Origin of the sequence: Pseudoduganella violacea (assembly GCF_014191875.1) — a bacterium.
GTDB classification, from domain to species: Bacteria; Pseudomonadota; Gammaproteobacteria; order Burkholderiales; family Burkholderiaceae_D; genus Rugamonas; species Rugamonas violacea_A.
On record NZ_JACHXD010000005.1, the window covers coordinates 252,373 to 274,091 of the forward strand.

Annotated in this window: 21 protein-coding genes; 11 read left to right on the top strand and 10 right to left on the bottom strand. The window is 63.0% G+C overall.

Features of this window, described 5'->3' with window-relative positions; genetic code table 11:
- Positions 1-119: 119 nt before the first annotated feature.
- Entirely contained in the window at positions 120-527 is a 408-nt protein-coding gene (locus FHS03_RS11505) for a type 2 periplasmic-binding domain-containing protein (protein WP_183441106.1), read from the bottom strand.
- 10 nt (positions 528-537) lie between these two features.
- Positions 538-1,752, bottom strand: coding sequence for a porin (locus FHS03_RS11510; protein ID WP_183441107.1), 1,215 nt, complete (start codon positions 1,750-1,752; stop codon positions 538-540).
- A gap of 370 nt (positions 1,753-2,122) precedes the next feature.
- Here FHS03_RS11510 and argJ point away from each other — a divergent pair, with 370 nt between their 5' ends.
- From argJ to FHS03_RS11525, 3 genes are read left to right on the top strand one after another with little or no spacing between them, the layout of a single operon-like run.
- Positions 2,123-3,361, top strand: coding sequence for a bifunctional glutamate N-acetyltransferase/amino-acid acetyltransferase ArgJ (argJ, locus tag FHS03_RS11515; RefSeq protein WP_183441108.1), 1,239 nt, complete (start codon positions 2,123-2,125; stop codon positions 3,359-3,361).
- A 3-nt stretch (positions 3,362-3,364) separates the two neighbouring features.
- A complete protein-coding gene (locus tag FHS03_RS11520) occupies positions 3,365-4,258 on the top strand; it encodes an ATP-binding protein (RefSeq protein ID WP_183441109.1) in 894 nt (297 codons plus the stop codon).
- Positions 4,255-4,659 (top strand): NUDIX domain-containing protein, encoded by a 405-nt coding sequence (locus FHS03_RS11525; RefSeq protein WP_176347442.1) that lies wholly within the window; start codon positions 4,255-4,257, stop codon positions 4,657-4,659. Before FHS03_RS11520 ends, FHS03_RS11525 begins: the two co-directional genes overlap by 4 nt.
- Before the next feature lie 7 nt (positions 4,660-4,666).
- On the opposite strand, the gene yacG is transcribed toward FHS03_RS11525, so the two are convergent.
- The 7 genes from yacG to FHS03_RS11560 form a co-directional block, all read right to left on the bottom strand.
- Positions 4,667-4,852, bottom strand: coding sequence for a DNA gyrase inhibitor YacG (yacG, locus tag FHS03_RS11530; RefSeq protein ID WP_050409294.1), 186 nt, complete (start codon positions 4,850-4,852; stop codon positions 4,667-4,669).
- A gap of 12 nt (positions 4,853-4,864) precedes the next feature.
- Entirely contained in the window at positions 4,865-5,620 is a 756-nt protein-coding gene (gene zapD / locus FHS03_RS11535; protein ID WP_183441110.1) for a cell division protein ZapD, read from the bottom strand.
- Between the two features lie 64 nt (positions 5,621-5,684).
- Positions 5,685-6,335, bottom strand: a complete 651-nt coding sequence (coaE, locus tag FHS03_RS11540; RefSeq protein WP_183441111.1) for a dephospho-CoA kinase — start codon at positions 6,333-6,335, stop codon at positions 5,685-5,687.
- A 30-nt stretch (positions 6,336-6,365) separates the two neighbouring features.
- Entirely contained in the window at positions 6,366-7,235 is an 870-nt protein-coding gene (locus FHS03_RS11545) for a prepilin peptidase (protein WP_183441112.1), read from the bottom strand.
- Between the two features lie 27 nt (positions 7,236-7,262).
- A complete protein-coding gene (locus FHS03_RS11550; protein ID WP_183441113.1) occupies positions 7,263-8,480 on the bottom strand; it encodes a type II secretion system F family protein in 1,218 nt (405 codons plus the stop codon).
- A 46-nt stretch (positions 8,481-8,526) separates the two neighbouring features.
- A complete protein-coding gene (gene pilB, locus FHS03_RS11555; protein WP_229426163.1) occupies positions 8,527-10,257 on the bottom strand; it encodes a type IV-A pilus assembly ATPase PilB in 1,731 nt (576 codons plus the stop codon).
- Between the two features lie 94 nt (positions 10,258-10,351).
- On the bottom strand, positions 10,352-11,641 hold the full coding sequence (locus FHS03_RS11560; protein WP_183441114.1) for an HlyC/CorC family transporter: 1,290 nt from the start codon (positions 11,639-11,641) through the stop codon (positions 10,352-10,354).
- 303 nt (positions 11,642-11,944) lie between these two features.
- Between FHS03_RS11560 and FHS03_RS11565 the strand changes: the two genes are divergently transcribed.
- The 3 genes from FHS03_RS11565 to FHS03_RS11575 all read left to right on the top strand — a co-directional run bounded on the left by FHS03_RS11565 (position 11,945) and on the right by FHS03_RS11575 (position 14,020).
- Positions 11,945-12,772: a helix-turn-helix domain-containing protein gene (locus FHS03_RS11565; protein ID WP_183441115.1), complete on the top strand. Its 828-nt coding sequence runs from the start codon at positions 11,945-11,947 to the stop codon at positions 12,770-12,772.
- Positions 12,773-12,858: 86 nt separating this feature from the next.
- The gene (locus FHS03_RS11570; protein WP_183441116.1) at positions 12,859-13,356 is read left to right on the top strand and encodes a NuoB/complex I 20 kDa subunit family protein; all 498 of its coding nucleotides are present in this window, start codon (positions 12,859-12,861) and stop codon (positions 13,354-13,356) included.
- A 163-nt stretch (positions 13,357-13,519) separates the two neighbouring features.
- Positions 13,520-14,020 carry a DUF4214 domain-containing protein gene (locus FHS03_RS11575; protein ID WP_183441117.1) on the top strand — a complete coding sequence of 167 codons (501 nt, stop codon included), beginning with the start codon at positions 13,520-13,522 and terminating at the stop codon, positions 14,018-14,020.
- 42 nt (positions 14,021-14,062) lie between these two features.
- On the opposite strand, the gene uraH is transcribed toward FHS03_RS11575, so the two are convergent.
- Positions 14,063-14,416 (bottom strand): hydroxyisourate hydrolase, encoded by a 354-nt coding sequence (gene uraH, locus FHS03_RS11580; protein WP_183441118.1) that lies wholly within the window; start codon positions 14,414-14,416, stop codon positions 14,063-14,065.
- Between the two features lie 106 nt (positions 14,417-14,522).
- Between uraH and puuE the strand changes: the two genes are divergently transcribed.
- The 5 genes from puuE to guaD all read left to right on the top strand — a co-directional run bounded on the left by puuE (position 14,523) and on the right by guaD (position 21,718).
- Entirely contained in the window at positions 14,523-15,479 is a 957-nt protein-coding gene (gene puuE / locus FHS03_RS11585; RefSeq protein WP_183441119.1) for an allantoinase PuuE, read from the top strand.
- A gap of 88 nt (positions 15,480-15,567) precedes the next feature.
- Positions 15,568-17,034, top strand: coding sequence for a xanthine dehydrogenase small subunit (gene xdhA, locus FHS03_RS11590; RefSeq protein ID WP_183441120.1), 1,467 nt, complete (start codon positions 15,568-15,570; stop codon positions 17,032-17,034).
- A gap of 11 nt (positions 17,035-17,045) precedes the next feature.
- Positions 17,046-19,373, top strand: coding sequence for a xanthine dehydrogenase molybdopterin binding subunit (gene xdhB, locus FHS03_RS11595; protein ID WP_183441121.1), 2,328 nt, complete (start codon positions 17,046-17,048; stop codon positions 19,371-19,373).
- Positions 19,374-19,384: 11 nt separating this feature from the next.
- Entirely contained in the window at positions 19,385-20,401 is a 1,017-nt protein-coding gene (xdhC, locus tag FHS03_RS11600; RefSeq protein WP_183441122.1) for a xanthine dehydrogenase accessory protein XdhC, read from the top strand.
- Entirely contained in the window at positions 20,402-21,718 is a 1,317-nt protein-coding gene (gene guaD, locus FHS03_RS11605; RefSeq protein WP_183441123.1) for a guanine deaminase, read from the top strand.
- Position 21,719: the final 1 nt, after the last annotated feature.

The window sequence follows — 21,719 nt, forward strand, 5'->3', positions numbered from 1 at the left end:
CCCCACAGCCCAGCCCGTGTCCACCTTGGTGCCTGGCACCAAGGTGGACACGGGCCGGGCTGTGGATGCAAAAAGCCCGGCGCGGGGCCGGGCTGGGGGACATACTCGTTGCGGATGCTTTACGGCAGGGTCAGGATGACTTTGACGCTGTCGTCCACGGCCGATTTGTCGATGTAGCCGATGGCTTTGGGATCGTCGGCCACGGCTTTTTTCACCTCGGCGTTGGATTTGTACTCTTTCGGCGGCGTGCCTTTGCCGGTGAACACCAGCTTGGACCACAGGGCTTTGACCTGGGCCGCGTCCTTGTCCGCCACCTTCTGGTAGAACTCGTTGCGGATGTGGGAGCCGTCGGCCTGGTCGACCGGGGTGAACATGGCCGATTTGCCGAGGAAGAATTGGGACGCTTGTTCCGAGAACATGCGCGTGGCCGGATTCTTCGGATTGACGATCACCACGATTTCGGCCGAGGCTGGAACGGCGGCTGCGGCCAGGGCGGCCAGGATCAGCGAGGACATCAGTTTTTTCATGGGTAGCACCTTAGAAGACGAAATCGACGGCAGCGCCGACCACGGTCACGCTATCCTTGAAGCTGGTTGGCGTGAAGATCAGGGAACCGCCCTTGGTCTTCGGCTTGACGCGGTCCACTTGCACTTTCAGCGCCATCGATTTGGCGAAGTCCCAGCGCACGCCGACCAGGTTGGACGATTGTTCCGGCGACAGCAGCAGGCCGCGTACGGTGGCGTTCAGCGGCGGCACGGCGGCCAGCGCGGCCGGCACGTTCACGGAGGAGCCGGCGTCCTTGTACTGGGCGTGGGCGAAGTAAGGCAGCACTTTGCCGATGCGGTAGCCGCCCATCACGTACCAGGCGTTGGTGTCGGGGATGTAGACGGCTTGCTTGGCGCGGCGCTGGGCGTACTCGGCTTGCAGCACGATATTGTTCCAGTCCATGGTCAGGCCGAGCGAGGTGAAGGCGATGCGCTTGCGCTCTTTCAGCGTCAGGTCGTCGGCCAACTGGGTGAAGCCGATGCCGTTCAGGGTGTTGGTCAGGGTATTGATCGGCACGATGCCGTCGCTCTGGATCTTGCCTTGCACGTGGCCGAAGCGCACTGTGAAGGGGCCGCGCTCGGCGCTGATGGAGAAGCCGGCCGCTGGCGACTGGTGCTTGGCGACGATGCCGCCGCCGGTCGGGATGAACAGCTTGCCGCGGCTCTTGCCGACGAAGGCTTGCACCGTCACATTGGTGTCGCCGAAGCCGTGCTGCCAGTTGACGTCGACACCGTCCACGTTCTCGATCGGCGCCTGGCCGTACATCTCGATCGGCGGACGCATCATGGTGTTGGCGTAGCCCACGTTCTGGTAGTCGGAGATCAGGAAGGCGGGCAGCACCACGCGGCCCAGGCGTACCGAAGTCTCGTCATTGATCTTGTATTTCAGGAAGGCCCAGGTCAGGTCGGTGGTGAATTGCGGGCTGGTGTTCTTGCGGGTCAGCACCTGCATCGTACCCGACAGCTGGTCGCTGAACTGGTAGCTCGCTTGCAGGCCCAGGTTGGAATCGAGGCCGATGCGCGGCGAGTCGGCCACGCCCACAGCCTGGTTGTAGCGGGCAAATTGGGCATCATCGGTATTGCTTTTGGCGACGCCGAGGGTGCCGAAGCCGCTGATGCTCAGTTTATCGTCGCCGAGGGTGGCGGCTTGAGCTTGCATCAGGCCAACGGCGGCCAGAACGGATGCTACTAAAAGTTGTTTTTTCATCTCTTGAGATCCAATAGGTTTATTGTTTTGGTGGCTGGGAGGATGGCTCCGCCAAACTGGGCCGCGAAGCTTGTACGGCCGCTACAAGTGGCTTTTGTGTGCGCCTGAAACCTTAAAACAATTTCCCTGGAGCACGAAACGGAATTTACGGAATAGTGGCTAGACTCTAGTTTTTTGTCGTATTTGTGGCATTTCTCTTGAATTTTCGACAGCGTTTAAGCCTGCCTCGTGGATAAGGTATCAAGCTTGCCATTTGTGACATTTAGCCAAAAAGCAAGCTTGTAAAGTAACTGAAAGTTTCAGAAGGGCAGCGCCCGTCAGGGATTACAATAACGGCTTCTTTTATCTCCTTTTTCCGCTAGAGAGAGCTATGGCCGTCAATTCCCCCATTCCCGTCGCTGCCGACCTGAAACCTGTTGCCGGTATTGAAATCGGCTACGCCGAAGCGGGCATCAAGAAACCGAACCGCAAGGATGTGCTGGTCATGAAGCTGGCCGACGGCGCCACCGTGGCCGGCGTGTTCACCCTGAACCGTTTCTGCGCCGCGCCGGTGCAGGTTTCCAAGGACAATCTGGCGGCCGTGCAAGCGGGCGGCAAGGCTATCCGCGCCCTGGTGGTGAATACCGGTAATGCCAACGCCGGCACCGGCGAAGAGGGCCTGGCCCGCGCCCAGGCGACCTGCGCCGCGCTGGCGGCCGAGCTGGGCTGCGCGCCGCAGCAGATCCTGCCGTTCTCCACCGGCGTGATTCTGGAGCCGCTGCCGGTCGAGAAGATCAAGGCCGGCCTGCCGGCCGCCGTCGCCAACCTGAAACAGGACAACTGGTTCAACGCCGCCGAAGCCATCATGACCACCGACACCCAGCCGAAAGCCGGCTCGCGCACGGTGGACATCGCCGGCCACACGGTGACGCTGACCGGCATCAGCAAGGGCGCCGGCATGATCAAGCCGAATATGGCGACCATGCTGGGCTACCTGGCTTTCGACGCCAAAGTGGCGCAGCCGGTGCTCGACGTGCTAGTCAAGCAAGCGGCCGACCAATCCTTCAATTGCATCACCATCGATGGCGACACCTCGACCAACGATTCCTTCATGCTGATCGCCACCGGCGCCGGCACGCTGGAAGTGAACTCGGTCGACAGCCCTGAATACAAGGCGCTGGCGGCGGCCGTGACCGAGCTGTCGGTGTTCCTGGCCCAGTCCATCATCCGCGACGGCGAAGGCGCGACCAAGTTCATTTCGATCACCGTGGAAGACGGTGCCAGCATGGAAGAGTGCCGCAAGATCGCTTACTCCATCGCCCACTCGCCGCTGGTGAAGACCGCCTTCTTCGCCTCCGACCCGAATCTGGGCCGCATCCTGGCCGCCATCGGCTATGCCGGCGTGGACGATCTGGACGTCAGCAAGATCAATCTGTACCTGGACGATGTGTGGGTGGCCAAGAACGGCGGCCGCAATCCCGACTACAAGGAAGAAGACGGCCAGCGCGTGATGAAGCAGAGCGAAATCACGGTGCGCGTCAAGCTGGCGCGCGGCACGGCGGCATCCACCGTCTACACCTGCGACCTGTCGCACGACTATGTGTCGATCAACGCCGACTACCGTTCCTGAACGATGACGGCCGGCCCCGAACACGCATTGGCCCACTTCCTGGCGCGCGCCGAAGCGGTGCTGGCGCGCGTGGAGGCCTTGCTGCCGCCCGCGCCGCCGGCGCCGGACTGGCAGTCGGCCCACGCCTTCCGCTGGCGCAAGCGGCGTGATGGCATGGGTTGGCTGCAGGCGGTGGGCCATCCGGCCCGCATCGCCTTGGATGACCTGCACAATATCGGCGCGCAAAAACAGCAGATCGAGCAGAACACGCGCCAGTTCGTGGCCGGCCTGCCGGCCAATAATGTGCTGCTGACGGGCGCGCGCGGCACCGGCAAGTCCTCGCTGATCAAGGCTTGCCTGAACCAGTTCGCGGAGCAGGGCTTGCGCCTGATCGAGGTCGACAAGGCCGATCTGGCCGACCTGCAGGACATCACCGAGCTGGTGGCCGGACGGCCGGAGCGCTTCGTGATCTTTTGCGACGACTTGTCGTTCGAAGAGGGCGAAAGCGGCTACAAGGCGCTGAAAGTGGCGCTGGACGGTTCGGTCTCGGCCCAGTCGGACAATGTGCTGATCTACGCCACCTCGAACCGGCGCCACTTGATGCCGGAACGTATGTCGGAGAACACTAGCTACCGCTCCGACGAGAACGGCGACCTGCATCCGGGCGAAACGGTGGAGGAGAAGATCTCCCTGTCCGAGCGCTTCGGCCTGTGGCTCTCCTTCTATCCCTTCAAGCAGGACGATTACCTGGACATCGTGGCCCACTGGCTGGCGTCTTTCGGCTGCACGGCCGAACAGGTGGCAGCGGCGCGCGCCGATGCCCTGCGCTGGGCCTTGCAGCGCGGCTCCCGTTCGGGGCGCGTGGCTTGGCAGTTCGCCCGCGATTACGCGGGCAAGTTATCCATGAGTAGAGAATGACAGAAACACAGAAACGCCCGGTCGACGTTGCCGTCGGCATCCTGATGCAAGCCAATGGCGACGTGCTGCTGGGCCAGCGCCCGGAAGGCAAGCCGTATGCGGGGTATTGGGAATTCCCCGGCGGGAAAGTCGATCCCGGCGAAACCATTTTCCAGGCCTTGCAGCGCGAGTTCGTCGAAGAGCTGGGCATCGAGGTGGTCAGCGCCGAAGAGTGGTGCGGCATCGAGCATGTGTATGAACATGCCCATGTGCGCCTGCACTTCTTCATCAGCCGCGAATGGCGCGGCGAGCCGCAAAGCCTGGAAGGCCAGGCCTTTGCCTGGCAAGGCACGGTGGGCGTGGAGCCGCTGCTGCCAGCCACCATCCCATTGCTGGAGTGGCTGGACAAAGTGCGCTACTAAGAGGGGATTACTCCGATTTCAGCTCGTCGTCGAGCGGATCGGTGGGGGCGGCGCCGGGGATCGTGTATTTTTCCTCGGCCCAGGCGCCCAGATCGATCTGCTTGCAGCGTTCGGAACAGAAGGGGCGGTATTTGTTTTTCTCGCTCCACTCCACTTTCTTGGAGCAGGTCGGACAGTCGACAACGGTAGGCATCTTGCTAAATGGTTAAAAATTACAGAGCGTGAGCTCGAAGGGCACGTCTTCTTCCAGCGGCTTCGGTTTCAGGTCGCCGCCCTGGGAAGTGAAGCGCACCCACAGCATATATTTATTGGCCGAGATTTCGGGAATCGCACCGAGCGCCTCGTCCACATTCAGGCGCAGCATCTGGTACACCTTCCCCTGCAACATCTGCTGGTAGCTGCCGGTGTTGGCGATCATCTTGACCGGCGTGCCGGAATTGCGCAGCAGGCGCAGCACCAGGGCCAGCGCGTCGAACAGCGGCGCCAGCGGCGTGAACCAGCCGATGATATCGTTGAAGCGCTGCTCGGACGAGCGTTTCTGCCAGGCGTAGTAAGAGGGCAGGTCGAATTCGCAGGCGCCGCCGGGGATGATGGTGCGGCCGCGGATGCTCATCAGCCACTCATTGTCGCGCACATTCTGGCCGGTCTTGCCTTGCGCCGCGACCAGGGCGGTGCTCACGCCATCGAGTTCGGTCAGGATGGCGTCCAGCATGTCGGCTTGCACATTCGGGTTGGAGCGGTAGCCCAGCAGGCTTTGGCGCTGGCGCTCCAGTTCTTGCAGCAGGTCGGACTTCAGGTCGGCGCGGCCGGCCACTTCCAGCATGTCGAAGATCGTTGCCAGGGCAACGTGATGCTGCATCGGATGCTCTTGCTGCACAAAGAACTTAAATTTTTCGTACAAATCTTCCAGCCGCAACAACGTGCGTATGCGCTCGTTGAAAGGATATTCGTAGACGATCAAAATAACATCCCTTTATTGGTGGGCTGGTAACAATTCCCGTGATTCTGAACCATGCGAGGCAAAATTACAAACGTTGCGAAGGTATTGTTATCGTTCTTACGGAAAATGCCAGGTATAAATCGTGTAAACGCGCAATTTGTGCTTCCAGTGCTGCAATTTCGCCGCTGTTGTCCACGATGTCGTCCGCCGCATCCAGCCTTTGCTGGCGGCTGGCCTGGTTCGCCATGATGGCGCGCACCTGGTTTTCCGGCAGGCCGTTGCGCGCCATCACGCGCGCGACCTGCACCTCTTCCGGGCAATCGACCACCAGCACGCGGTCCACGCGCTCCTTCCAGTTGCCCGATTCGACCAGCAGCGGCACGGCAAACATCACGTAGTCGCCTGCGGCCATGGCGGCGGCGGCCATGGTGGCCTCGCGGATGCGCGGATGCAGGATGGCTTCCAGGCGCTGCTTGGCCTGCGGGTCGCTGAAGACCAGGGCGCGCATGCGCGCGCGGTCCATGGCGCCGCTGGCGTCGGCGCATTCGGGGCCGAAGGCGGCCAGCAGGGCCGGAATGGCCGCGCCGTGCGGGCCGGTCAGACTGTGGGCGATCTGGTCGGTGTCGATGACGGTGGCGCCGCGCGCGGCAAACATATCGGCCACCAGGCTCTTGCCGCTGCCGATGCCGCCCGTCAGGCCGATAGTGAATTTTTTATTAACTGGCTTGTGCTGCATGCTTCTGTGTTTTCCTTGGTGCGGCCGGCCTTAGCCCGCCAGGCTGCTGGTGAAACGGCTGATGGGTGCGCCGAAGATCAGGGCGATCATGCCGGCCGCCGCCAGATAGGGGCCAAAGGGAATCGGGTTGTTGCGGCCGTGCCGCGCAAACAAGATCAGGCAGATGCCGACCACCGCGCCCACCACCGAGGACAGCAGGATGATCGATGGCAGCATGGCCCAGCCCAGCCACGCGCCCAGCGCCGCCAGCAGTTTGAAGTCACCATACCCCATTCCTTCCTTGCCCGTCGCCAGCTTGAAGAGCCAGAAGATGCTCCACAGCGCCAGATAGCCGGCGGCGGCGCCGATCACGGCGTCGCGCAGCGGCACGAAGGTGCCGTTCAGGTTCACCAGCAGGCCGGCCCACAGCAGCGGGTAGGTCAGGTCGTCCGGCAGCAGCTGCGTGTCGGCGTCGATGAAGGTCATGGCGATCAGCATCCAGGCGAAGACCAGGGTGGCCAGGCCCATATAGCCGCTGCCGAATTGCCATACCAGGCCCGCAGAGAGCAGGCCGGTCAAGGCTTCGATCAGCGGATAGCGCGCCGAAATCGGATTTTTGCAGCTGCTGCATTTGCCGCGCAGGGCCAGCCAGCTGAATACCGGGACGTTTTCCAGCGCCGTCACCTGGTGGCCGCAATGCGGACAGGCCGAACGCGGCACCATCAGGTTGAAGCGGTCGGCATGCGGCGGCTGCTTGCCCGATTCGGCCGCCACATAATTGTCCGACTCGCGCTGCATCATCTTCGGCAGGCGGTAGATCACCACGTTCAGGAAGCTGCCTATCATCAGGCCGAAAATGCCGGCGATGATGGCGGCGCCCACGGTGCCGGGCGGCGAAAACAGCATGAGGTATTCAGGCATCGATACGCTTTCTTTCGTTTTGTATTCTTACACCACCGATCCCAATTTGAAGATCGGAAGATACATGGCGACCACCAGGCCGCCGATCAATACGCCGAGGATCACCATGATCATCGGCTCCATCAGGCTGGAAAGCGAGGCCACCGCCTCGTCCACTTCCTCTTCGTAGAAGTCGGCCACCTTGCCCAGCATGGCGTCCAACGCGCCCGATTCCTCGCCGATGGCCACCATCTGCGTGACCATGTTCGGGAACACGTCGGCATTCTGCATGGCCACCGTCAGGCTGGTGCCGGTACTGACTTCATTCTGGATGCGACGCGTCGCCTCCAGGTACACATGGTTGCCCGAAGCCCCGCCCACCGAGTCCAGCGCCTCCACCAGCGGCACGCCGGCGGCGAACATGGTGGCCAGGGTGCGCGTCCAGCGCGCGATGGTCGCCTTGCGCACCACGTCGCCGAAAACCGGGATCTTGAGCAGGAAGCGGTCCATCGCCTGCTGCATTTTGACCGATCGGCGCCAGGACTGGAAGAAGAAATAGAGTCCTCCGAACAAGGTGCCGAAAATGACGTACCAGTATTTGACGAAGTATTCGGACACCGTCATCACGAACACGGTGGGCGCGGGCAGGTCGGCGCCGAAGCTGCTGAACACTTCCTTGAAGGCCGGCACCACCCAGATCATGATGACGGCGGTGACGATGAAGGCCACCGCCAGGATCGACACCGGATACATCAGGGCCGACTTGATCTTGGCCTTCATGGCCAGGGTCTTTTCCTTGTAGATGGCGAGCCGGGTCAGCAAGTCCTCCAGGATCCCGGCTTGTTCGCCCGCGCCCACCAGGTTGCAGAACAGGGGATCGAAGTACAGCGGGAACTTGCGGAAAGCCTGATTCAGGCTGGTGCCGGTCTCGATATCGGCGCGCAGGTCCATCACCAGCTTGGACACGGAAGGATTGGCGTGGCCCTTGCCCACGATGTCGAACGATTGCAGCAGCGGCACGCCGGCCTTCATCATGGTCGCCAGCTGGCGCGTGAAGAGGGTGATGTCCTTGTCGCTGACCTTCTTGCCGGAGCGGTAGACTTTTTTCTTGACCTTGGTGACGACGATGCCCTGGCGCCGCAGGGTGACGTTGACCACCGCCTCGCCGCCGGCGCGCAGCTCGCCGCGCACGGTCTTGCCGGTCTTGTCCTTGCCCTCCCAGGCGAAGACCGACTCCTTGATCTGGTTGCCCGCATTCCTTGCCATGGTGCCGGTCCCTCCCAGGTGGCCGCGCGCGGCCTGCTTAAACGTGTTACTCGTTGGTGCAGCCCAGCACTTCCTCCAGGCTGGTCAGGCCGGCCTTGACCTTGACCAAGCCCGATTGGCGCAGCGACTTCACGCCGTCGGCCTGGGCCTGGGCGGCGATCTGCATCGCATTGCCGTGCGCCAGGATCAGCGACTCGATGGCGGGCGTGATCGGCATGATCTCGTAAATGCCGACCCGGCCCTTGTAGCCGGTGCCGTTGCAGCGTTCGCAGCCCACCGGGCCATACGGCTTCCAGCTGCCGTCCAGCTCTTCCTGCTTGTAGCCGGCGCGCAGCAGCAGCTCGTCCGCGATCTCCACCGGCTGCTTGCAGCTGCACAGGCGGCGGCCCAGGCGCTGGGCCGTGATCAAGATCACGGAGGAGGCGATATTGAACGGCGCCACGCCCATATTCATCAGCCGCGTCAGGGTCGAGGGCGCGTCGTTGGTGTGCAGGGTGGAGAACACCATATGCCCGGTCTGCGCCGCCTTGATCGCGATGTCGGCCGTTTCCAGGTCGCGGATCTCGCCCACCATGATGATGTCCGGATCCTGGCGCAGGAAGGATTTCAGCGCCACCGGGAAGGTCAGACCGGCCTTGTCGTTGACGTTGACCTGGTTGACGCCGGGCAGATTGATCTCGGCCGGGTCTTCCGCCGTCGAGATATTGATGCCCGGCTTGTTCAGGATATTCAGGCAGGTATACAGCGACACCGTCTTGCCCGAACCGGTCGGTCCGGTCACCAGCACCATGCCGTAGGGACGCTGGATCGCGTCCAGCAGCAACTGCCGCTGGTCCGGTTCGTAGCCGAGGGAATCGATGCCCATCTGCGCCTGGGTGGCGTCGAGAATGCGCATCACGGTCTTTTCGCCGAACAGGGTGGGCAGGGTGGAGATACGCAGGTCGATGGTCTTGGTGGGCGAGACGATCAGGCGCATGCGGCCATCCTGCGGCACGCGCTTTTCCGAGATATCGAGCTTGGCCAGCACCTTGATGCGCGAGACCAGCTTGTCCTTGATCGACACCGGCGGCTGCGCGTGCTCGATCAGCACCCCGTCGACGCGGAAGCGGATGCGGTAGAACTTTTCGAACGGTTCGAAATGCAGGTCGGAGGCGCCCATGCCCACCGCGTCCATCAGCATCTTGTTCAGGAAGCGCACGATGGGCGCGTCCTCGACCTCGTTGGCGGCGGCGTCGGGCGCGGCGGCGGCCGCCTCCTCCTCCTCGGCGAACTGGATCTCGCCTTCCTCGCCGGCCAGCTCGTTCATCGCCTGTTCGCTATCCTTGCCCAGCTCCGTCAGCAGGCGCAGCAGGGCGTCGTGCGGCACGATCACCGGTTCCACCGAGGATTCGGTCTGGAACTTGATCTGGTCCAGGGCCTGGGTATTGGTGGGATCGGAGATGGCGACGGCGATCTTGTTGCCGCGCCGCGCCAGGGCCAGCACGCGCTGGCCGTGCATCAGGCGCGGCTCGATCAGCTTGGGCGGCAGGGCGTCGGGATTCAGCGCCTGCAAGTCCATCAGCGGATAGCCGAAAGTAGTGGAGCAGAAGGCGGCCAGCTCGCGCGCGTCCATCATGCCGCTGCCCAGCAGCGCGTCGATGAAAGCCTGTTTATCGTTGAGGGATTTTTTTTGCAGCGCCTCGGCCTGCGGCGCGGTGAGGCGCCCGGCCTGGATCAAAGCCCGTCCCAGGCCCGGCATGGGGGCGCCAGGGACCGCACTGGGTTGGACTGCTGCCATAGAAGCGCGCTATCAGGTCTAGGGAGGAGTTCGAGGCTCGTCCTATCTGTCCGATCATGCCCCCAGGCATTGCATTTGTAAAGTCACGCACTGATCAGTGCGGGCGCTTGCCATCCGGGCGTCGCAATTTCACTACTTTGATGGCCTGGTTCTGCACCTGCACCACCTCGACGATGCAGCCGCCGGCTTGCAGGCTGATGGGCGCATCGGGGATTTCCTGCAGTAACTCCAGCAGCATGCCGTTCAAGGTCTTGGGGCCATCCAGGGCAAAGTTTAACCCCAGGCGCTTATTGATGTCACGTAAAGGAGTGCTGCCTTCGAGCAGGCATTCGCCCTTGTCGTCCCAGCCGAAGCTTTCGGCGCGCGTGGCGCCCGGCGTCGAGGTGGTGAAATCGCCGATCATCTCCTCGATGATATCGTCCAGCGTCACCAGGCCCTGCAGCTCGCCGTATTCGTCGACGATGATGGCCAGGCGCTCGCGGTTTTCCTGGAAGTTCTGCAACTGCGCGAACACCGCCGTATCCTGCGGGATGAAGTAGGGCGCGCTCAGCAGGGCGCGGAAATCGGCGGCGCTGAGCTCCTCGTGCTGGTGCAGCAGGGCTAGCGCCTTGCGCACGTGGAGGATGCCGGCGATCTGGTTGATCTCGCCGTCATAGACCGGCAGCTTGTTGTGGTAGCAGGTGGTCAGTTGTTCGACGATTTCCGCGATCGGCGCCGACAGGTTCAGCGCCTCGATCTGGGCGCGCGGGGTCATGATGTCTTCCACCGAGACCGCGTCGAGGTCGAAGAGATTGAGCAGGATATTCTTATGCTGTTGCGGGATGAAGCTGCTGTTTTCCAGCAGCACCGAACGCAGCTCGTCCCGCGACAAGCGCGGCTCATGCAGCGGCCCCGACGGCTTGACGCGGAACAGACCCAGCAAGCTGTTCACGAACAGGTGCACGAACCAGATCACAGGCCGTGCCGCCGACAGCAGCGGGCGCAGCACGATGGACGCCGGCAGCACGATCTGGTCGGCATAGCGCGCGCCGATGATCTTGGGCGAAATTTCGGCCAGCACGATCAGCACGAACACGATCAGGGCGGTGGAAGCGAGGATCACGCGTTCCTCCATGCCGAAATTGGTGATCGCAATGGCCGTGACCAGGGCAATGGCCATCGCATTGATCAGCGTATTGGCGATCAGCACCAGCGACAGCAGGCGCTCGGTACGCTCCAGCAGCCACAAGGTCGCGATGGCGCGGCGGCTGCCGCGTTTCGCCTCATGGCGCAAACGAAAACGGTTGGCCGCCATCAGCGCGGTTTCGGCCATGGCAAAAAAAGCCGACAAAAGAATCAGGAAAGCCAGCGCAGAAAGTTGCGCCCAAAGGGGAACGTTGTCCAAGAGAAGGTCAGAGCGCCACGGCGCCCCGCAAAAAGACCGGCCACACGGCCGCAGAGTCCCAAATTCTACGGGAACCCCCCACCCCATGCAAGCCTGCCAACTTCCCCCACAGCAACCCCTTTGATCCACCTCAACAAATGTCCCACCCTGGTGTCAGGCACTGGACTAGGACATTCTTTGATCCAGATCAGCAAATGTCCGACCCTGGTGTCAGGCACCAGGGTGGGACATTGCTTGATATGGATCAAGGGGGAGGCGGCTATAATGCGCGGCATGATATTGCCGCACGGAGATGCTAAGCGATTGGCCTTGCTCCCGCCGCCTTCGCTGGCCGGGATCGTGCGCTATTTCCATATCGAGTGCGCTAGCGGGGGCGAAGTGCTGGTGCCGGCCACGCCGTGTCCTGAGATTACCTTTTTTATCGCCGGCGGTTCGCGGCTGATGCTGGAGGCGGGCCTGGGGCCGCTCATAGACCGTCCCATGCTGGGCGGGCCGCAGACGGTACCGGCACTGGTGCATTGGGAAGCGGGCACGACCTTCATCAGCGCGCTGATCGAACCGGGGCAGTTCGGCCGCCTGTTCGATGCCGATCTGGTGGAGTTGCGTAATTTTCCGGTGCCGGTGGAGGCGTATCTGCCGCATCTGCCGATCCGCGAGCTGGAGGATGGCTTGCGCGCCAGCCGCGATCCCCATTACTGGCTGACGCTGCTGTCCGATTGGCTGCTGGGCTTGCTGGCGCAGCGCGCCGGCCGCGTCCGCCCCGCCTTCGCCCTGCCGCCCGGCATGCTGTTCCAGCCGACGGACGATATCGCCACCCGCTGCGGCTTGAGCGTGCGCCAGCTCGAGCGCGGCATGCTGGCCTCTTATGGCCAGAGCCTGCGCGATGAACGCAAGATGTGGCGTTATGTGCGCGCCCTGTCGATGATGCTGAGCTTGCCGCCCCGGCGCGGTCTGCTGACCCGCATCGCCATGGATTGCGGCTATCACGACCAGGCCCATATGATCCGCGATTTCATCCACTTCACCGGCCGCCGCCCGGGCAGCCTGCTGGAAGAAGATGATGGCAGCGGCCTGCTGCGCCTGTTCCGCTATGACGATCCGCACCGCCAGGTGGTCACCGGGCAGGTTTGAAGAGCGGGGATACGCATGTCGTTTCCGTACAATATTCGCCGCCAGCTTTAGGCTATCGTCCTCCCGGACTAAACGGGAGAGTAACGATGATCGAAGAAGCAACCCTGGAACGCGATGGTTACATGCTGACCTCGCTCGATGAGCTGGTCAATCTGATCCGCACCAACAGCATGTGGTATCTGAGCTTCGGCCTGGCCTGCTGCGCGGTGGAGATGATGCAGGCGGCGTCGGCGCGCTACGATATGGACCGCTTCGGTTTTTGCCCGCGTCCCTCGCCGCGCCAGGCCGACTTGATGATTGTGGCCGGCACGCTGACCAACAAGATGGCGCGCGCCATGCGCAAGGTGTACGACCAGATGCCGGAGCCGCGTTACGTGGTATCGATGGGGTCCTGTGCCAATGGCGGCGGCTACTATCACTACAGCTATTCGGTGGTGCGCGGCTGCGACCGCATCGTGCCGGTCGATATCTATGTCCCCGGCTGCCCGCCTACGGCCGAGGCCTTGCTGTACGGCCTGATGCAGCTGCGGCGCAAGGTGCGCGCCAGCAAGTCCAACCGCCACTACAGCGAACTTGCCCGATAAGCTTTCATTATTAAGGTGTAAATATTTCTGACATTTCCTCTAAAAAATATTAGAATCGTTGCGCAATTAATTAAATATAAATATTTCTTTTAAATATATTTAACATTGCGTGGTGAATTTTATTCATATTGTGGCTTTAAACCATTTTCTAATAGGGGAAACGATGTCGTCGCCGATCTATGAAATTGAAAAGCTGTACATTGAACTGCTGAACCGTCCTGCCGAGAGCGCAGGCATGGCTTTCTGGCTGAATGAATACAATAAGAGTGGCGGCAATCTGAGCGGCATTGCTCATGCGATCGAGCAATCGGCGGAATTCCAGGCGCTGTATGGCGGTCATGAATGGACCACCGGCACCGGTCTGATGGTCCAGGTCTACAACAATCTGTTTGGCCATAACCCGGATATGCAGGCACTGAATACCTGGGGAGTGAAATACATCGGCGCCCTGGTGGAGCACACCTCGATTGCCGATCTGAACATCCAGATGGCCGATGCCGCCACCGGTGCCGATCTGGTATATCTGAACCAGCGCGTGGTCACTGCGCTGGGCCAGCTGGGCCAGAATTCGGCCGCGCACGATGCCGCGCCGGTCGAAGCGCACGCCGCCGCCGATGTGCTGCTGGTCGGCGTGCATGTTGCGCAGGATGCCGTAATCTTCTAAGCGTTTCTCCGCAGCGCCTGCAGCACGCGGGCGCTGCTTTCCTCAACTGCCGCGATACGTCGAATACGACCACGGCGTGACCACCAGCGGCACATGGTAATTCTGCGCCGGATCGGCGATGCCGAAAGCGACTGTCACCTGGTCGATGAAGGGCGGATCGGGCAGGTTCAGGCCCGAGGCCGCAAAATAGGCGCCCGCCTCGAATACCAGTTCATAACGGCCCTTGCGCATGGTCGGACCTTCCAGCAGTGGCGTGCTGCAGCGGCCGTCGGCATTGGTCACATCGTTTTTCACCAGGACTTTTTCTTTCCCGCTGACCGCGAACAGGGCGATTTTGACGCCGGCGGCGGGGCGGCCGTGGGCGGTGTCGAGAACGTGCGTCGTCAGTTTGGACATGCTATCTCCTTATAAGTTTCGGCAAATTGGCGTATCGCGCAAATCATATACTGATGACAGGAAGCCAATATATGATCGCTGATATACCCCTACTGCGCCCGAGACCATGGACACTTATCAAAACTATCCCCGCGACCTGATCGGCTACGGTCGCACGCCGCCCCATCCGCAATGGCCGGGCCAGGCCCGCGTCGCCCTGCAATTCGTGCTGAACTACGAGGAGGGCGGCGAGAACAATGTGCTGCACGGCGATGCGGCCTCGGAAACCTTCCTGTCCGAGATCATCGGCGCGGCCGCTTTCCCGGCCCGCCACATGAGCATGGAATCGATTTATGAATATGGTTCGCGTGCTGGCCTGTGGCGCCTGCTGCGCATGTTTGAAGAGCGCAAGCTGCCGCTGACCGTGTTCGGCGTGGCGATGGCACTGAAGCGTCATCCGGAGGCGGTGGCGGCCTTTCAGCAGCTGGGCCACGAAATCGCCTGCCATGGCCTGCGCTGGATCTCCTACCAGAATATGGACGAGGCCACGGAGCGCGCCCACCTGCAGGAGGCGGTGGCCATCATCCGGGAGCTGACCGGTAGTGCCCCGCAGGGCTGGTACACCGGCCGCGATTCGCCCAATACGCGCCGTCTGGTGGTCGAGCATGGCGGCTTCCGTTACGACGCCGACTACTACGGCGACGACTTGCCTTTCTGGCAAAACGTCGAATACCGCGATGCCAATGGCTTGCTTGCCGTCAAGCCGCAACTGATCGTACCTTATACGTTGGATACTAACGATATGCGTTTTGCCGCCATGCAAGGCTTCAACTCCGGCACGCAATTCTTCGATTACTTGAAAGATGCTTTCGACGTACTCTATAAGGAGGGCGACCCGAATGGCCTGAATCAGCCGAAGATGCTCTCCATCGGCCTGCATTGCCGTCTGGTGGGACGCCCGGCGCGGGCCGCCGCGCTGGCGCGCTTCCTCGACTATGTGCAGGGCCATGAGGGCGTGTGGATTACGCGCCGCATCGATATCGCCGAGCACTGGCACCGCCACCACCCCGCGTCTGCCATGTGAAATTGATGATAACGGACATCATCGATTGATTATAATGGTCGGTGTCCCCGGGTGTTAATCTGTAAGCTGGGATAAAGCCGAGGCCAAGATGTCTGATTCAATTCGTTTTTACTACCGCGGGAACGTGCACGAAGTGCGCGACGCCGCCCCGACGCAGACGGTGTTGCAGCACCTGCGCGAGGACTTGCACTGCACCGGCACCAAGGAAGGCTGTGCCGAGGGCGACTGCGGCGCCTGCACCGTGGTCGTCGGCAGCCTGGTCAAGGGCCAACTGGAACTGAAGGCCGTCAATTCCTGCATCCAGCTCACGCCCACGCTGGATGGCAAAGCCTTGTTCACCGTGGAAGACTTGCAGCAGGCCGATGGCGCCCTGCATCCGGTGCAGCAGGCCCTGGTCGAATGCCACGGCTCCCAATGCGGTTTCTGCACCCCCGGCTTCGCCATGTCGCTGTGGGGCATGTATTTGAAGCAGGATGGCCGGCGCGCCGAGCGCAAGCAGATCGACGACTGCCTGTCGGGTAATCTGTGCCGCTGCACCGGCTACCGTCCCATCATCGAGGCGGCCCAGCGCATGAGCGAGCTGCCCAAGGTCGAATTCGACCGCGCCGCCCTGGTCCAGCAGCTGGAAGCGCTGAAGCGCGACAAACTGGCCATCTACAGCGCGCATGGCCAGGCCTTCATGGCGCCGCGCACGCTGGATGAACTGGTGGCGCTGCGCGCTGCGAATCCCGCGGCCGTGCTGCTGGCCGGTTCCACCGACGTCGGTCTGTGGATCACCAAGCAGATGCGCGAACTGGGCGATATCATCTATCTGGGCCACGTCGATGCGCTGAAAAATGTGCGCAGCGTGGACGGCAAGCTGGAAATCGGCGCCGGCGTCTCGCTCAACGACGCTTACGAAGCCCTGTGCCAGCATTATCCGAAAGAGCTGTCGGAAATGTGGCAGCGCTTCGCCTCCCTGCCGATCCGCAATGCGGGCACCCTGGGCGGCAATGTCGCCAACGGCTCGCCGATCGGCGACTCCATGCCCTGGCTGATCGCGCTGGGCGCCGAGATCGTGCTGCGCGGCCAAGCCGGCGTGCGCGTGCTGGCGCTGGAAGACTTTTACCTCGACTATATGAAGAAGGATTTGCAGCCGGGCGAATTCGTGCAGGCGGTACGCGTGCCGCTGCCGCGCGCCGGCGTGCAATTCCGTACCTATAAGCTGGCCAAGCGCTTCGACCAGGACATCTCCGCCGTCTGCGCCGCCTTCGCCTTCACGTTCGACGGCGATACCGTGGCCGACGCCCGCATCGCTTTCGGCGGCATGGCCGCCACGCCCAAGCGCGCGGCGCAGGCCGAAGCGCTGCTCAAGGGCCGCCGCTGGGACGAAGCCGCCGTGCAGGAAGCTATGCAGGCCTTGGCGCGCGACTATGCGCCGCTGAGCGATATGCGCGCTTCCAGCGCATACCGCATGAAGACCGCGCAGAACCTGCTGCGCCGCTACTGGCTTGAAACACGCGGCGATGCGCCGCTGGCGGCCGAAGCCGTCAACGCCTTCGCCTGCCGCGCCTGAAAGGAGACAGCATGAACTACCCTGGCGCCCCTGAACTGAAAGCGGCGGCGTGGACCGCCGTGGGCGTGTCGCGCCCGCACGAATCGGCCGAGCTGCATGTGCTCGGCCAAGCCACTTATACCGACGATATCCCGGAAGTGCAGGGCACCCTGCATGCGGCCCTTGGCCTATCGTCCAAAGCGCATGCGCTGATCGAGAATGCCGACCTGTCCGCCGTGCGCGCCGCGCCCGGCGTGGTGGCGGTGTACACGGTGGCCGATATTCCAGGCACGAATGACTGCGGTCCGATCATCCATGACGACCCGATCCTGGCCGATGGCCTGGTGCAGTATGTGGGTCAACCCATCTTCATCGTGGTGGCCGATACGCACGATAATGCGCGCCGTGCCGCGCGCCGCGCCAAGATCGATTACCAGGAATTGCCTGCCATCCTGACGCCGCAGGAAGCCAAGGCAGCGCAGTCCTATGTGCTGCCGCCGATGCGGCTTGAGCGCGGCGACGCCCAGGCCGCGTTCGAACGCGCGCCGCATGTGGTCAAGGGCAAGCTGTATGTGGGCGGCCAGGAACAGTTCTACCTGGAAGGCCAGATCGCTTACGCCATTCCGAAAGAGAATAAGGGCATGCTGGTGCAGTGTTCGACCCAGCATCCGAGCGAGATGCAGCATGTGGTGGCGCATGCCCTGGGCTTGCATTCCCACCATGTGCAGGTCGAATGCCGCCGCATGGGCGGTGGCTTCGGCGGCAAGGAATCGCAGTCGGCCTTGTGGGCCGCGGCCGCCGCCATCTCCGCTTCGAAGACCAGGCGTCCGGTCAAGCTGCGCGCCGACCGCGACGACGATATGATGGTGACGGGCAAGCGCCACTGCTTCTACTACGAATACGAGGTGGGCTACGACGACAGCGGCAAGATCGTCGCCGCCAAGGTCGATATGACGTCGCGCGCCGGGTTCTCGGCCGACCTGTCCGGCCCCGTCGCCACGCGCGCCGTCTGCCACTTCGACAATGCCTACTACCTGTCCGACGTGGATATCCGCGCCGCCTGCGGCAAGACCAATACCCAGTCCAACACGGCTTTCCGTGGCTTCGGCGGCCCGCAGGGCGCGATCGCCATCGAATACGTGATCGATGAAATCGCCCGCAATCTGGGCCGCGACGCCTACGATATCCGCCGCCTGAATTTCTACGGCAAGACCGAGAACAACGTCACGCCTTACGGCCAGGAGATCGTCGACAACATCATCGATGAGCTGTGCGCCGAGCTGGAAGAAAGCAGCGAGTACCGCGCGCGCCGCGCCGCCATCAATGCATTTAACAGCGGCAGCCCGGTGCTGAAAAAGGGCCTGGCTTTCACGCCCGTCAAATTCGGCATCGCCTTCAATGTGACCCACCTGAACCAGGCCGGCGCGCTGGTCCATGTGTATGTGGACGGTTCGGTGATCGTCAACCACGGCGGCACCGAGATGGGGCAGGGCATCAACACCAAGGTGATGCAGGTGGTGGCGCATGAGCTGGGCCTGGACCTGGAGCATGTGCGCGCCAGCGCCACCGATACCAGCAAGGTCGCCAATACCTCGGCCACCGCCGCGTCCACCGGCGCGGACTTGAACGGCAAGGCGGCGCAGGACGCGGCGCGCCAGATCCGCGAACGCCTGGCGCAATTCGCCGCCGGGCAGTATGGCGGCGAAGCGGCCGATGTGCGCTTCTTCGGCAACCAGGCGCATGCCAACGGCCATAGCGTGGACTTCGCCGAACTGGTGCAGAAGGCTTACCTGGCCCGCGTTCAGCTGTGGTCGGACGGCTTCTATGCCACGCCGCATCTGCACTGGAATGCCAAGACCATGAACGGCCACCCGTTCTCCTACTATGCTTACGGCGCCGCCGTGGCCGAAGTGGTGGTCGATACCCTGACCGGCGAATGGAAGCTGCTGCGCGCCGATGCGCTGTACGACGCGGGCCAGTCGCTGAATCCGGCCATCGATATCGGCCAGGTGGAGGGCGCTTTCATCCAGGGCATGGGCTGGCTCACCACCGAGGAATTGTGGTGGAACCCGGCGGGCAAGCTGATGACGCATGCGCCTTCGACTTACAAGATCCCCGGCATTTCCGACTGCCCGGAAGATTTCCGTGTGCGCCTGTTCGAGAACCGCAATGTGGAGGACAGCATCCACCGTTCCAAAGCCGTGGGCGAGCCGCCGCTGCTGCTGCCGTTCTCGGTGTTCTTCGCCATCCGCGACGCGGTGTCCAGCGTCGGCGATCACAAGGTCAATCCGCCGCTGAACGCGCCCGCCACCAGCGAAGAAATCCTGCGCGCCATCGCGGCGGTCGAAGCGGCAAGCTAAAGAGCGCAAACATGAACGATTGGCTGACGGCAGCCACAGTCCCGGCGGTGCTGGTGACGGTGGCGAAGGTGGAGGGCTCTGCCCCGCGCGAATCCGGCACGAAGATGCTGGTGACGGCGGCTACGCAGTTCGACACCATCGGCGGCGGCCATCTGGAATTGCGCGCGGTGGATATGGCGCGCGCCATGCTCTGCGCCGCCACGCCGCCTGCCGTACAATACAAGCGCTTTCCGCTCGGCCCCAGCCTGGGACAGTGCTGCGGCGGCGTGGTCTGGCTCAGTTTCGAGCCGGTGCAAGGTGCGCTGGCGGTGGTGCTCGATGCGCTACGCCAGCGCCGCAATGAAGATAGCTGGCGCTTGAGCGCCATCGACGGCGCGCCGGCCTGCGCCCTGTTCGATGCAAGCAGCAAACTGCTGGCCGGCGAGACTGGCCCAGGTTTCCCGGCGTTTGCGCGCGAACGCGGCGCTGGCGAAGCGGACGCCCGCGTCTTCGCCGACGACAGCGGCCGCCGCTGGCTGGTCGATGCGGTCCTGGCACCACGCGCCCACCTCGTGCTGTTCGGCGCTGGCCATGTGGGTGCGGCCATCGTGCGGGCGCTGGGCGAGCTGCCTTGCCGCGTGACCTGGGTCGATGAAAGAGAAGAGATGTTCCCCGCCGACCTGCCGCCGAACGTGACGGTGGAAGCGACGGACGCGCCGGAAGCGCTGGTGGCAGCAGCGCCGCCCGGCAGCAGTTATCTGGTAATGACGCACAGCCATCCGCTCGACCAGCGCCTGACCGAGGCGATTTTGGCGCGCGGGCAGGTAGGCTGGTTCGGCCTGATCGGCTCGAAAACCAAGCGCATGCAGTTCGAACACCGGCTGCAAGCGCGCGGCTTTGCGCAGGAGCGCATCGCCGCCATGGTATGCCCCGTGGGCCTGCCGGGTATCACCAATAAGGCGCCGGCCGTGATCGCGGCATCGGTTTGCGCCCAACTACTGACAGTTTGGGAAGCACAAGCGGCTTCCCCCTCTCCCGGAAAGAACTAAATGCAGACTGCAACGCAAAACGTGCAAGCTTACCGAGCCAGCTTGCTGTACTTTCACGCCGATCCGGCACTGGTCGAAACAGCCCATGCCTGGCATGAGGACGGCCTGCTGCTGGTCGCCGACGGCAAGATCCTGACGGCCGGCGACTACGCCGCGCTGCAGGGCGAAGTGCCGCCCGGCGTAGAGGTGCGGGACTATCGCGGCAAGATCATCATGCCCGGTTTCATCGACGCCCACGTCCACTATCCGCAAACGGATATGATCGCTTCGCCGGCGCCGGGCCTGCTGCCCTGGCTGGAAAGCTACACCTTCCCGACCGAGCGCCAGTTCGCCGATCCGGCCCACGCGGCGCAGGTGGCCGAGTTCTTCCTCGACGAGCTGCTGCGCTGCGGCACCACGACGGCCATGGTGTATTGCAGCGTGCATCCGCAATCGGTGGACGCCTTCTTCACGGCCAGCGAGCGGCGCGGCCTGCGCATGATCGCCGGCAAGGTGATGATGGACCGCCACTGCCCCGACTTTCTGCGCGACACGGCCGAAAGCGGCGCGCGCGAAACGGAGCAACTGATCCAGCGCTGGCACAAGCACGCGCGCTCGCTGTACGCCATCACGCCGCGCTTCGCGCCCACCTCGACCGACGCGCAGATGCAGCTGGCCGGCGAGTTGGCGCGCACCTACGCCGACACCTATCTGCAAACCCACGTCTCGGAAAACCAGGACGAGTGCAGCTGGGTCAAGACCCTGTATCCGCAGGCGCGCAGCTACCTCGATGTGTACGACCGCTACGGCATGCTGCGTCCGCGCGCCGTCTACGGCCACTGCATCTGGCTCGATGACGGCGACCGCGCGCGCATGGCCGAAACCAGGGCCGCCGCCGCCGTCTGCCCGACTTCCAATCTCTTCCTCGGCAGCGGCCTGTTCGACTTCGAGCGCGCCGACCAGGCCGGCATGCTGATGTCGCTCGCTACCGACGTGGGCGCCGGTACTTCTTTCTCAATGTTGCAAACGATGAACGAAGCCTATAAAGTAGCGCGCTTGAAGGGCAGTTATCTGCCTGCCATGCGCATGTTCTACCTGGCGACTTTGGGCGCTGCGCGCAGCCTGCAGCTGGACGGTACGATCGGCAGCCTGGCCGCCGGCAACGAGGCCGATTTCATCGTGCTCGACCCGGATGCTACGCCGCTGCTGGCGCGCCGCCGCGTCACCTGCAACAGCCTGGAAGAACAATTGTTCGCGCTGGCCCTGCTGGGCGACGACCGCGCCATCGCGGCCACCTACGCCGCGGGCCAGCTGGTGCACGAGCGCAAGCAGGGCTGAC

Bases quoted from the DNA above. Each gene is read 5' to 3' on its own strand.
- FHS03_RS11520 (WP_183441109.1), top strand. From the start codon at position 3,365: ATGACGGCCGGCCCCGAACACGCATTGGCCCACTTCCTGGCGCGCGCC.
- FHS03_RS11575 (WP_183441117.1), top strand. From the start codon at position 13,520: ATGTCGTCGCCGATCTATGAAATTGAAAAGCTGTACATTGAACTGCTG.
- FHS03_RS11545 (WP_183441112.1), bottom strand. From the start codon at position 7,235: ATGCCTGAATACCTCATGCTGTTTTCGCCGCCCGGCACCGTGGGCGCC.
- guaD (WP_183441123.1), top strand. From the start codon at position 20,402: ATGCAGACTGCAACGCAAAACGTGCAAGCTTACCGAGCCAGCTTGCTG.
- FHS03_RS11525 (WP_176347442.1), top strand. From the start codon at position 4,255: ATGACAGAAACACAGAAACGCCCGGTCGACGTTGCCGTCGGCATCCTG.
- xdhC (WP_183441122.1), top strand. From the start codon at position 19,385: ATGAACGATTGGCTGACGGCAGCCACAGTCCCGGCGGTGCTGGTGACG.
- argJ (WP_183441108.1), top strand. From the start codon at position 2,123: ATGGCCGTCAATTCCCCCATTCCCGTCGCTGCCGACCTGAAACCTGTT.
- FHS03_RS11550 (WP_183441113.1), bottom strand. From the start codon at position 8,480: ATGGCAAGGAATGCGGGCAACCAGATCAAGGAGTCGGTCTTCGCCTGG.
- yacG (WP_050409294.1), bottom strand. From the start codon at position 4,852: ATGCCTACCGTTGTCGACTGTCCGACCTGCTCCAAGAAAGTGGAGTGG.
- puuE (WP_183441119.1), top strand. From the start codon at position 14,523: ATGGACACTTATCAAAACTATCCCCGCGACCTGATCGGCTACGGTCGC.
- coaE (WP_183441111.1), bottom strand. From the start codon at position 6,335: ATGCAGCACAAGCCAGTTAATAAAAAATTCACTATCGGCCTGACGGGC.
- FHS03_RS11505 (WP_183441106.1), bottom strand. From the start codon at position 527: ATGAAAAAACTGATGTCCTCGCTGATCCTGGCCGCCCTGGCCGCAGCC.
- FHS03_RS11570 (WP_183441116.1), top strand. From the start codon at position 12,859: ATGATCGAAGAAGCAACCCTGGAACGCGATGGTTACATGCTGACCTCG.
- xdhB (WP_183441121.1), top strand. From the start codon at position 17,046: ATGAACTACCCTGGCGCCCCTGAACTGAAAGCGGCGGCGTGGACCGCC.
- uraH (WP_183441118.1), bottom strand. From the start codon at position 14,416: ATGTCCAAACTGACGACGCACGTTCTCGACACCGCCCACGGCCGCCCC.
- xdhA (WP_183441120.1), top strand. From the start codon at position 15,568: ATGTCTGATTCAATTCGTTTTTACTACCGCGGGAACGTGCACGAAGTG.
- pilB (WP_229426163.1), bottom strand. From the start codon at position 10,257: ATGGCAGCAGTCCAACCCAGTGCGGTCCCTGGCGCCCCCATGCCGGGC.
- FHS03_RS11510 (WP_183441107.1), bottom strand. From the start codon at position 1,752: ATGAAAAAACAACTTTTAGTAGCATCCGTTCTGGCCGCCGTTGGCCTG.